Consider the following 11,707-nt stretch of genomic DNA (forward strand, 5'->3'; position numbering starts at 1 on the left):
GTTTTTCAGTATTGATTTAATTTAAAAATCAAATGAAAAACGGACGTTTTTTTTGTAAGAAATAAAAGCTGTGAATCCTTTTGTTTTTACTATAAGTTTACTGTTATTTTACCCAAAGTAAAAGTGTTCCCTAACTGAAAGTAACTGCTGTCTTTTGTTAGTTTTACATTTTTTAGTACAACTGTATGGATAAATGTTTTGTCTCCAATTTTTTCTGTAGTTACTTCTATAGTTGCTTTTTTTGTTTCACTTGTATCAGCACCAATCCAGGTTTGATTTAGTAATGGCAAGCTTGGAATTTGAGCTGCGCAGAAATCATATGTAGAAGTAATACTTCCAGACCCGTTTACAAAATTTCGATAAACAACTTTATTGGTTGTTGCAGTAATTGCTTGAGATCTTGGTTGATTCGGTGCAGTTGCTTCATTAGTAAGTAAAGCAGGATCTAAATTCTCTACTGTTAAAGTAAATGAAGCATTGTAATTATAGATTTTTTTATTGTCAGGACAGTTAAAAGCTTCTCCAGTATCAGTATTTTGAAATGTTAAATCAGCAGGTGTAACAGTTGTTTTGAAAGTACCAAACTCAAATATTTCCTGAACCTGAGGACCAGATGGTTTTTGAAAAGTAATGTTTTCAAATGTAATAACATGATTATATGCCTCGATTCGAAATGAATCATTTGCATCTGTCGTTGTAGGAACCTGAGAAGAAACAATTTTTATTTTTCCAGAAGCTCCAACCCATTCTTCAGTAACATTTGGAGAACTAGGCGGAATAGTGCCGCAGATATTATCTTTTGCGACCGCTCCGTTATAAGCTCTGTATAAAACTCGGTATATTGAGTTATCGATGTCGTACGTTACAGTTCCATTGTTATTTACAAGTCCATTGGTTTGAGGCAGCTGTAAAACAAATGCTTCTTGAGTTTTTAACTTATATATTATCGTAGGATCAGTACTAAGCGAGTTTTCTGTAAATGTAGTACAGCTTACAGGAGTTACAGAATCAAAATTGATTTCGTCTACGGTTAGATCACCATCGTCGCAGCCGTTTAACAAAAACGCCAGAAATATAAGGCTTGCATATTTTTTCATTGTAGTTTTATTTGTGCCAAAAATAGTGAAAAATTTGGCAAATGATATTTAAGATTAGACAATTGATATTTTATAACTTTGCATTAATGAAAAAAGTATATCTCGATAACGCCTCAACTACTGCGATGCGTCCAGAAGTTGTTCAGGAAATGACTAAAATTATGAGTGAAGATTTTGGAAATCCATCATCTACACATAGTTTTGGACGTAATGCAAAAACAATTTTAGAACTTTCAAGAAAAACTATTGCTAAATATTTAAATTGTTCTGCACAGGAAATTCTTTTTACTTCGGGCGGGACTGAAGCTGATAACTGGATTTTAAGATCGGCAGTTGAAGATCTTAAGGTAGAACGTATTATTACTTCAAGAATTGAACATCATGCCGTTTTATACACTGTTTTGGCTTTACAGTCTGATTATAATATTCAGGTTGATTATGTAAATGTAAATACTGACGGAAGCATTGATTTAACGCATCTGTCTAATTTATTATCTGACGAAAAGAAGACAATCGTTAGTTTAATGCATGTAAACAACGAAACAGGAACTATTTTAGATTTAGAAAGAGTAAGTGTTATTTGCAAGCAATATAATGCCTTATTTCATTCAGATACAGTTCAGTCAGTTGGTAAAACAGAAATTGATCTTCAAAAAACTTCTGTAGACTTTATTTTAGCAAGCGCACATAAATTTCATGGACCAAAAGGTATTGGTTTTGCTTTTATTCGAAAAAATACTGGTTTACAGCCTTTAATTTTTGGAGGTGAGCAGGAAAAAGGATTGCGTGCTGGGACAGAAGCAGTGCATCAAATTGCCGGAATGGCTAAAGCGCTGTCTCTTTCTTATGAAAATTTAGATCAGGAGAGAAATTATATTTCTGATTTAAAGAAATATCTAATACAACAATTAGAAATTGAATTTCCGGGTTTTAGAATAAACGGGAAAAAGGATGATTTTTATAATATTATAAATATTACACTGCCATTTTCTTCAGATAAAACTTCTATGCTTTTGTTTAGTTTGGATATGAAGGGGATTGCTGTTTCTAGAGGAAGTGCCTGTCAGTCAGGAAGTATAAAGCCTTCGCATGTTTTAAAAGAAATGCTTTCAGAAGCTGACTTAAAACTGCCAAATCTCAGAATTTCATTTAGTCATTACAATACAAGAGAAGATATCGACTGGCTGATTGAGAGTTTAAAAAATGTTTAAAAAGATGTACAACTCTGAGTTTGCATTTTTTAAAATAATAAAAAGCCGGATCAAAAAACAATTTGATCCGGCTTTTTAATTTAAGTTCTATTTTCGAATAATTTTTACCTGAGAATCATTTGTCAGTTTTATAATTGTCGAAGGTTTTCCGGCAACTTTATCCTGATTTAGTTTTACGACATAATCGACTCCATTAATAATTTCAGGACTGATCTCTTTAAAAGACATTGGTGTTGGCTGTCCGGAAATATTTGCCGATGTAGAAACCAAAGGTTTTTTCATTCTTTCCATTAGTTTGTAGCAAAAAGGCTCTTTTACTAATCTAACTCCAAGTGATTTATCTGCAGAAATAACATTGTGAGCTACATTTCTGGCATCGTCCAGGATTAATGTTGTTGGTTTTTCAGATAAATCTAAAATCTGCCATGCGACTTCGGGAATATTCTTAAAAACATTGTACATCATTTTTTCTCCATTCATTAAAACGATCATGCTTTGTGTTTCGGCACGTTGTTTTAACTTGTATATTTTTGCAACAGCTTCCGGATTCGTCGCATCACAGCCAATTCCCCAAACGGTATCAGTTGGATAAAGTATGATTCCGCCTTCTTTTATAACTTCGTAAGCGTTGATTATTTCTTGATTTATAGTATCCATAATAAGTAATTTGTTCTTTAAAGATAAAGAAATGCAAAGGTAAATAATAAACGCAAAAAAAAGATGTTTGAAAAAGTAATTGAGTTTAATGAAAAAATGCTCAAATAATTATTTTAAAAACCGATAAAAAAATAGGGTATAAGTTTTTTTAACGCTTATTTTGCATTGTTATTTGTTATACTTTGCATTAGATAAATTAATAACTATTTTTTATTTTAAACTTGAAATTTAATTTTTAATGATGAAAATAATCCTCGATTCGCAAGCTTTTAATTACCAGAAATATGGAGGGGTTTCAAGATATTATACAGAGATTTTTTCTATTCTTTCTAAAAAAGACAACTTAGAAATTATTACGCCTTGGTTTTATACAAGAAATATATATTACAAGGAAAGTGTGCTCTACAATAAGACACAGAAGCAAAACACTTTTTTTTTAGAGCTTTTATCTAAATTAGGAATTAGTATTAGGAAGAAAAGTAAAAAACTAAACTATTCCAGAACTATTAATAGATTGAATTCAAAGGATACTTTTGATGTATTTGTACCAACATACTACGATCCTTATTTTTTGAATTTAATAAATGGAAAGCCTTTCGTTTTAACAGTTTACGATATGATTCATGAGCTCTTTCCCGAATACTTTTCTGATGCAGATGAACTGAAAAAAAATAAATTATTATTAATCGAAAAGGCCGCAAAAATTATTGCTGTTTCTCAAAATACAAAAAAAGACATTTTAACATTGTATCCTCATATAGATGAATCAAAAATAGAAGTCATCTATCATGGTACATCAATTAAAGTGAATGAAAATACTGAGGCGGATTTACCAGAAAATTATATTCTATATGTTGGTTCCAGATCAGATTATAAAAACTTTAAATTTTTAGCAGATTCTATAAAAGTACTTTTAAAGAATAATCCGAATTTGTTTTTAGTTTGTGCAGGAGGAGGAAAATTTGATAAGGAGGAAATCGAATTTATAAAAAGTTTAGATTTAGAAAAACAAATATTGCAGCTGGATTTTAAAGAACATGAATTGGGATATTTTTATAAAAAAGCAAAATGTTTTGTGTTTCCTTCCCTTTATGAAGGTTTTGGAATTCCTGTGTTAGAATCGATGGCTTGCGAATGCCCGGTGGTTTTAGGAAATCATAGTTCTTTTCCTGAGGTGGCAGGAAATGCAGGAGTTTATTTTGATGTTAATAGTAAAGATGATTTAAGAAACAAGATTCAAAGTCTTCTTGAAAATGAAGCAATGAGAATAGAATTTTCATTAAAAGGTATCGAACAAATTAAAAGGTTTACTTGGGAAAACGCCGCACAGCAATGTCTAGATCTTTATAAAAAGTCAGTTCAAATTAATTAGAAAAGAATGAATAACTATAAAACAAAATCACCAGTACTATTTTTAATTTTTAATCGTCCAGATGTAACTGAGCAGGTTTTTGAACAGATTAAAAAAATGCAGCCTGAAAAGTTGTATGTAGCTGCTGATGGCCCTAGAAAAGACAAGTCTAATGAAGAAGAACTTTGCAGCGAAACCAGAAGTATTATAAATAAAATTGACTGGAATTGTGAAGTTAAAACCTTGTTTCGTGATGAAAATTTAGGTTGTAAATATGCAGTTTCATCTGCGATAAATTGGTTTTTTGAAAATGAAGAAGAAGGAATTATTTTAGAAGATGATTGTCTTCCTTCTGATGATTTTTTCATCTTTTGCGATGCAATGCTTGAAAAATACCGATATGATACTAGAATAAGACATATTGGCGGCAGTAATTTGCAAATGGGACAAAAACATGGACAAGACAGTTATTATTTTTCTAATTTAACTCATGTATGGGGATGGGCCTCATGGCGTAGAGCTTGGAAAGATTATGATGTTGAGCTTTCGAAATATAAAGATATTGATGCTGAAAGCAGTTTTAAATTGATTTTCAGCGATCCAATTATTGTTGATAGCTGGAAGTATATTTTTAATAAAATGCTAAGAAACGGAATTGATACATGGGATTATCAATGGACCATAACTAATTTTTTTAATAATAGTTTGTCAATTATTCCTAATGTAAATTTAATTAGTAATATAGGTTTTGGTGTAAATGCTACACACACTATGGATGTTAACGATACTTTTTCAAATCTTAAAACTGAAAAACTCGGAGAGATCACACATCCTATTTTGGTTCTTGCCAGCAAAAATGCTGATTTTTTTACCTTATCCAGAGAGTTTAATGTAGAAAGAAAGAGAAGAAAAAATAAGTGGAGAAAATTAAAATTTTGGAAAAAATATAATTAAGAATAATATGAGTGTAATATCTGTAATAACTGTAAATTTTAATGATAAAAATGGATTGCAGAAAACACTTGAAAGTGTTACTAATCAATCATACAAAGATTTTGAATTCATTGTAATAGATGGAGGAAGTACGGATGGAAGTAAAGAATTGATTGAAGAATATCAAGACAAAATTACATATTGGGTTAGTGAAAAAGATAGTGGTGTTTTTAATGCCATGAATAAGGGGATTAAAGCTGCAACAGGAGAATTTGTAATATTTATGAATGGTGGAGACTGCTTTAATGATAATTTGGTATTACAAGATAATGTTTCAAGTCTGACATCTGAATATGATATTTATTATGGCGACAATTATAAACAAAGTAATGGATCAAAAAGACTAAAAACATATACTGAAAAACTTCATTTTTCTTTTTTTTATACAAGTTCTATCAATCATCAGTCAACATTTATAAGAAAAAGTCTTTTTGATAAATATTTTTATTATAACGAAAATTATAAAATTGCTTCAGATTGGGAATTTTTTGTTTACACTATATGTCATCAAAATGTTGCTTACAAGTATTTAAAGAAAACTATTGCCATTTATGATTTTACAGGAATCTCTTCAAATCCAAAATTTAGAGATTTGTATAATGAAGAAAAAAAACAAACTTTTCAAAAATATTTTCCCGCATTTGCGGATGACTATAAAGAAGTTGAAGTTTTAAATTCAAAAAGATTCTTACAATTTCAGCATATAAGAAAAAATAAACTCAGCTGGAAGTTATTAAAAGGGTTTATTAGTATATTATTGTTATTTTTGCCTAAAATTGGAAAGAAATAACTCCCCCTTGATTGACAAATGTATATGAAGAAAATCCATGTTGGCTTTTTATTTTCGCATGATTATGAGAAATTAAAGTTGTCCATTCCTCCTGTTTATGAAGCTTCTGATAGAATTTTTATTGCTATGGATGAAAATTTCATTACGTGGTCAGGAAATAAGTTCGAAGTAGATCCTTCTTTCTTTGATTGGTTAGAAGAGTTTGATGTAGATAAAAAGATTGAAATTTATAAAGATAATTTCTATATCCCATCTCTTACTGAAATTGATATGGATACCAGAGAGCGTCATTTACTCTCTCTAAAAATGGGAATAGGAAATTGGCTTATTCAGGTAGACAGCGACGAGTATTTTTTTGATTTTGAAAAATTTGTCAAAGATTTAAGAAAATTTGACCATTATCTTGACAATCCAGAAAAAAAGAAAATTCAGATTGCTGCTTTTTGGGTAATACTTTATAAATATACTGACAATGGAATATTGTATGTTGATCTGCCAATGAAAGCAGTATTTGCTACCAATTATCCTGATTATACTTGTGCAAGACGAACAAAAGCACAGGTAATCTACACAGATAATATTGTTTTGCATGAATCCTTATCCAGAACTGAAGAAGAGTTACGCTTTAAGTTAGAAAATTGGGGACATAAACGCGAAGTGAACCCGGAGTTCTTAGATAAATGGATTAAAGTAAATGAAAACAACTACTCTCAGTTTGAAAATTTCTATTACATAGAACCGGAAAGATGGAAACGATTAAATTATTTTCCAAGTAAAGATTTAAAACAAATTAAAGAATTTGTAATAAAATCTAAGGTCTTAAAGCTCTCTAAGACCTATTTGTTTTCTAAAAATTTTGGACAGTGGTTTAAATTTTTGTTCAAATAATTACTCTAAAATAGATCTATAAACATCAAAATAATCAGCAGCTGTTCTTTTCCAATCAAAGTCGGCTGCTCGTTTTTTTATGATTGCTTCTCTTTCAGTTTTATTGGTTTCATAATCATGCAACCCTTCAATTAAAACATTCGTCATGTATTCAGGATCAAAATTATCCCAATAAATTGATGCTTCACCTCCAATTTCAGGCAAAGATGTTTTATTTGATAAAAAAGTAGGTTTTCCAAAACTCATTGCTTCAATTGGCGGAAGTCCAAAACCTTCTCTAATTGAAGGGAAAAGAAATGCAGTACAATTTTTCATAAAAAACTGTTTGCCTTCTTCGCTTACTTTTCCAGTCAAAAATACTCGCTTCGTTAATCCGTTATCAGCAATTAACTGCTTTATTTTGTCACCGTATTTTTTATCATTGTTCCCGGAAATAATTAAATTGAAGTCTTTTACATGTCTCATCATATTGACAATCGACTGATAATTTTTTCTTTCAAGAAAATCTCCAATAGCATAGAAAAAAGGCCTGTCAACAGGAATATTTGTAATGTATTTAGATGTGTCTAATACTGTAGAAATCGGATTTCCGTTATGAATTACATATTCTGGAACATCTGGCACATTAAAATTTTTATGGGTCTCAGACTTTGCAAACTCTGAGATATAAGTTATGGCAGTTGATTTTTCAAGTTTAGCCCTAAATAATCGATTCAGTCTATGATTAGGATCTGGAGAAACTTCTTCAATAAAATGAACATCATGAATAGTTAACAGATATTTATTACAAGAAAAAGGTTCGACTTTAGTATTTTGATTTACAGAGTGCCATAAATCGTGTTTTTTACGAACTCTAAATAACGGATGTCTTGATAAGCTACTGTATTTGTGATATTTAAATTTAGCTTTGAATTCCTCTTTTAAAATATCAGGCTCAGGAGTGTTTAAAATTAGTTCATAATCTTTAAAATCCAAAGCAGATAAACCTTTTACCAGTTCATAATTGAAAGTTCCTAAGCCAGCTGCCCGATTGCTTATATTATGTGTTTCCAGAAAAATCTTAGGTGGCATTTTTTTTCTTTTTTTTACGAAAATACAATAATAATTTGAAGTCTTAGATCGTATACGTATTTTTGTTGTTTATAAAAAAAAGCTGATGAATTTTAAAGTAAATCCAATTTTCGAAAATAGCACTGAGTCGATACTTAATACAATCAAAATGTTCAGTTCTACGGGTGAACTTTTTGGAAATGGAGATCGTAATAAGATAAAATTATTTGATTTTAACGAAAAAAAAATCAATATAAAGTCATTTAAAATTCCGAATTTAATTAACAAGATTGCTTATCGATATTTTAGAAAGTCAAAAGCAAGACGATCATTTGAATATGCAACTATTTTATTAGAAAAAGGAATTGGAACGCCCGAACCAATTGCATTTCTTGAAAATTTTAATATTCTGGGATTAAAAGACAGTTATTATGTAAGTGAGCATTTAAATGCTGATTTAACATATAGAGAACTGGTAGAAATTCCAAATTATCCAGATAATGAAAATATATTAAGACAGTTTACCAGATTTAGTTTTGGACTACACGAAAAAGGAATTGAATTTTTAGACCATTCTCCAGGAAATACCCTAATTAAAAAGAATAGTGAAGGTACTTATGATTTTTTTCTTGTTGATTTAAACAGAATGGAATTTCATGAATCGATGACTTTTGAAATGCGAATGAAAAACCTGTGCCGTTTGACTCCTCTTAAGGAAATGGTTGCAGTTATGAGTAATGAATATGCAAAATTGTATAAAAAAGAATCTGAGGAAAAGATTTTTGAAACTTTGTGGAAATATACAGCCGATTTTCAGGAGCAGTTTTATAGAAAGAAACGCCTAAAAAAGAAGCTTAAATTTTGGAAGAAGTAAGACGGAAAAATTCTTTGTAACGAATATAAATGCTGTAAGCATTTAGGTAGCATATTATAATTCCATTTATGCCGTCTAAAAAACCAAGTCTTATTAAATATTGATATAAAAATGTATAAAGAGGATGAAAAATCAGTAATATTCGAACTGGTTTTTGTCCTTTTTTTACTTTTTCATTCGCCTTTAAAATACCATACTTATACATTTTCAGTTTATATTCCTGATATGAAGTATAAGAAAAGTGAATGATTTTATTTTTTAAGATACCTATTTTTCCGTTTACGATAAGCTTTTCATGTACCATTCTGTCTTCGGTGTACCTGCAGTAAGTTTTATTAAAAAGCCTGAAAATCTTATCAGTCTGCCAGCCGCTAAAACGTAATTTACTGTTTTTAAACATAAAAATTCTGTAAACCAGATAAGCACTTACAGCATCTTTATTGTGTATTGTCGAAATAATTTCAGTTTTCAGTTCTGGAGTTAAACGTTCATCGGCATCAATAAATAATATCCAATCGTTTTTTGCCTGATCTATTGCAAAATTTCTTTGAGAAGTATAGTCAACAAATTTCTTTTCAATTAAAGTAACATTTGGAAAAGATTGCACTATTTTAATTGTAGAATCGGTACTGTAAGAATCAACAACGATGATTTCATCAGCAAAATCAACATCTTCGAGCAGGGATTTTATGTATCGCTCTTCATTAAAAGTAATAATTAAAACCGACAGCTTTTGTTTTTCAGTAGTATTCATCCGATGCTTATACTTTTCTCAATTTTTGTACTCTCGAAAATAAGCTTCTAATTTTTCCAATATTAAAGACAGAGGATACTCAGCATAATATTCAAAAGTATGTTCTTTAATATATTGCTCAGTATGCTGTTTGTATATTTCTGGTTTTAAGTCTTTTAAGTGAATAGAGAAGTTTTTTGCTTCATTTTCGAATATCTGCCATGTTTCTTTTCTAACAGAAGGTGTAAAGATTGAAAAAGTTGGAATTTCAAGCGCTTTGGCCATATTAACGGCACCGCCTTCGTTTCCAATTAACATTTCGCATTGTGAAAGTAAGGCTAAAAACGGACGAAGTTCTGTACAGTACAAATCGAAAACAATATGTTTTTTTGTCTCTTCACTGCAATAGTTATATACTTCTAATGCCAAATCTTTTTGGTATGGAACGTAATTAAAAATTATGGTTGCATTAGTTTTTGCTACTGTAAAATCTATAATTTTTGCCATTCCTTCAAGAGGATAGGTTTTATAAACTTCGCTTCCTAAAATACCAAACATAATAAGCGGTTTTTCGCTGTCTATGTTGTAACTTTTTAAAAGTTGTTTAGCTTCGTTAATCTCAGAGTCTTTTAAAAATATTTTAGGTTTAACATTTGTAATTTTTTCTGAAATAAAAGGTTTTAAAAGTAATAATCGGTTTTCAATTGCTAAACCGTGCTCAGATTCTACGGCATCAAAACGTTCGTATGTATAATTGTAGAATATTTTAGTATACCATTTATGGTACGAAACTTTATATTTTGCTCCAGAAAATAAGGTAATCAGGTTAGTTTCTAATTTTGAATACACATCAATTACCGCATCATATTTTTTTCTGCGAATTTGAAAAATGAATTTAAAAAGAGAAGGAATAGATTTTCTAACTTCGTTTGACAACGGAATAATGTTGTCGATGTTTGGATTTTCTTTTAGTACATCTATAGAATTTGGATAACACATATAGTCGATTACCGAATCTGGAAACTTAGCCTTTAAGTTGTTACAAATTATTGTACTCGTTAGTACGTCTCCAATCCTTTTTTGTTGAATAACTAATATCCTCATTTTTTTCAGTTCAATTTGAAGGCTAAATTACAAACTATTTTATGAAGTGTGCAACCATTCCAGACATTAAAAATGAATTAAAATAAAATGTGTTATTTTTGTAAAAATCAAATTAAAATTTAGAATGAAAATTAGCGGCCTCGTCATTACGTTCAACGAAGAAAAGAACATTGGAAAATGTATTGATGCTTTATTGAAAGTATGCAATGAAGTTATTATTGTAGATTCTTTCAGTAAGGATCGTACAGTTGAAATTGCAAAAGAAAAGGGTGCAATAGTTATTGAACAGGCTTTTTTAGGAGATGGCCCACAACGAACACATGGTTTGCCTTATTGCAAAAATGATTGGATTTTAAATCTTGATGCCGATGAGTTTTTGGATAAAGATGCTGAACAGTTTATCCTTAATGAAAAATATCTGCAAGGTAATTATGATGCTTTTAGTTTTAGAGTGAAAAACTTTTTAGCAGATAAACTGATTGATTTTTCAGGCTGGTATCCAGATCATAAAGTTCGTTTTTTCAATAAGAAAACTGCCCATCCCTCTGATTCTAAAGTGCATCAGAAAATAATTACTCAAAATGAAAAAAAAGTTGCCGTGCATATTTTGCACTATGGCTGGGATTCTTTAGATCAGATTATTTCTAAAAAAAATCAATATTCTGGCTGGCATGCACAACAATTATTTGATCAGGGGAGAAGAATTAATGCTTTAAAACCTGTAATTCATGGTACAGTATCTTTTATACGCTGTTACTTTTTCAAAAAAGGAGTCTTTAATGGCATCGATGGATTGTCAATCGCAATGATCCAAAGCTTTTTCTCTTATATGAAATATGCTAAACTTTTAAAACTTCAAAAAAAGCTGAAATAAAATTTCAGCTTTTTTTTAAAATAATAGTACTCTAAACCTGCTGAGTGATCTATTAAAACCATCTTATAAACAACAAAGTCTTTTG

General features: G+C 30.0%; 12 protein-coding genes. 7 read left to right on the forward strand and 5 right to left on the reverse strand.

Features of this window, described 5'->3' with window-relative positions; genetic code table 11:
- Window positions 1–89: 89 nt before the first annotated feature.
- On the reverse strand, window positions 90–1,097 hold the full coding sequence (locus tag FJOH_RS13025) for a hypothetical protein (protein WP_012024576.1): 1,008 nt from the start codon (window positions 1,095–1,097) through the stop codon (window positions 90–92).
- An 86-nt stretch (window positions 1,098–1,183) separates the two neighbouring features.
- Between FJOH_RS13025 and FJOH_RS13030 the strand changes: the two genes are divergently transcribed.
- Window positions 1,184–2,308, forward strand: coding sequence for a cysteine desulfurase family protein (locus FJOH_RS13030; RefSeq protein WP_044047709.1), 1,125 nt, complete (start codon window positions 1,184–1,186; stop codon window positions 2,306–2,308).
- A gap of 87 nt (window positions 2,309–2,395) precedes the next feature.
- Here the strand turns inward: FJOH_RS13030 and FJOH_RS13035 are convergent, their stop codons facing one another.
- On the reverse strand, window positions 2,396–2,965 hold the full coding sequence (locus tag FJOH_RS13035) for an L-threonylcarbamoyladenylate synthase (protein ID WP_012024578.1): 570 nt from the start codon (window positions 2,963–2,965) through the stop codon (window positions 2,396–2,398).
- A gap of 238 nt (window positions 2,966–3,203) precedes the next feature.
- On the opposite strand from FJOH_RS13035, the gene FJOH_RS13040 reads away from it, so the two are divergent.
- Genes FJOH_RS13040 through FJOH_RS13055 form a run of 4 tightly spaced genes read left to right on the forward strand, consistent with a single transcriptional unit; the run spans window position 3,204 to window position 6,987 of the window.
- Window positions 3,204–4,337, forward strand: a complete 1,134-nt coding sequence (locus FJOH_RS13040) for a glycosyltransferase family 4 protein (protein ID WP_012024579.1) — start codon at window positions 3,204–3,206, stop codon at window positions 4,335–4,337.
- Between the two features lie 6 nt (window positions 4,338–4,343).
- Entirely contained in the window at window positions 4,344–5,270 is a 927-nt protein-coding gene (locus FJOH_RS13045) for a hypothetical protein (RefSeq protein WP_012024580.1), read from the forward strand.
- A gap of 7 nt (window positions 5,271–5,277) precedes the next feature.
- A complete protein-coding gene (locus FJOH_RS13050; RefSeq protein WP_012024581.1) occupies window positions 5,278–6,099 on the forward strand; it encodes a glycosyltransferase family 2 protein in 822 nt (273 codons plus the stop codon).
- 24 nt (window positions 6,100–6,123) lie between these two features.
- On the forward strand, window positions 6,124–6,987 hold the full coding sequence (locus FJOH_RS13055; protein WP_044047714.1) for a hypothetical protein: 864 nt from the start codon (window positions 6,124–6,126) through the stop codon (window positions 6,985–6,987).
- Here FJOH_RS13055 and FJOH_RS13060 read toward each other — a convergent pair whose 3' ends face one another.
- Window positions 6,988–8,058 (reverse strand): glycosyltransferase family 4 protein, encoded by a 1,071-nt coding sequence (locus FJOH_RS13060; protein ID WP_012024583.1) that lies wholly within the window; start codon window positions 8,056–8,058, stop codon window positions 6,988–6,990. It abuts the gene before it with no gap.
- A gap of 85 nt (window positions 8,059–8,143) precedes the next feature.
- On the opposite strand from FJOH_RS13060, the gene FJOH_RS13065 reads away from it, so the two are divergent.
- Window positions 8,144–8,911, forward strand: coding sequence for a hypothetical protein (locus FJOH_RS13065; RefSeq protein ID WP_012024584.1), 768 nt, complete (start codon window positions 8,144–8,146; stop codon window positions 8,909–8,911).
- On the opposite strand, the gene FJOH_RS13070 is transcribed toward FJOH_RS13065, so the two are convergent.
- Together FJOH_RS13070 and FJOH_RS13075 are read right to left on the reverse strand one after the other, a co-directional pair.
- The gene (locus tag FJOH_RS13070) at window positions 8,892–9,665 is read right to left on the reverse strand and encodes a glycosyltransferase family 2 protein (RefSeq protein WP_012024585.1); all 774 of its coding nucleotides are present in this window, start codon (window positions 9,663–9,665) and stop codon (window positions 8,892–8,894) included. The genes FJOH_RS13065 and FJOH_RS13070 overlap by 20 nt on opposite strands.
- A gap of 18 nt (window positions 9,666–9,683) precedes the next feature.
- A complete protein-coding gene (locus FJOH_RS13075) occupies window positions 9,684–10,748 on the reverse strand; it encodes a glycosyltransferase family 9 protein (protein ID WP_012024586.1) in 1,065 nt (354 codons plus the stop codon).
- A gap of 124 nt (window positions 10,749–10,872) precedes the next feature.
- On the opposite strand from FJOH_RS13075, the gene FJOH_RS13080 reads away from it, so the two are divergent.
- Complete coding sequence (locus FJOH_RS13080) at window positions 10,873–11,622, forward strand: glycosyltransferase family 2 protein (protein ID WP_012024587.1); 750 nt, start codon at window positions 10,873–10,875, stop codon at window positions 11,620–11,622.
- The last annotated feature ends 85 nt before the right edge of the window (window positions 11,623–11,707 follow it).

It is taken from the genome of Flavobacterium johnsoniae UW101 (genome assembly GCF_000016645.1).
GTDB classification, from domain to species: Bacteria; Bacteroidota; Bacteroidia; order Flavobacteriales; family Flavobacteriaceae; genus Flavobacterium; species Flavobacterium johnsoniae.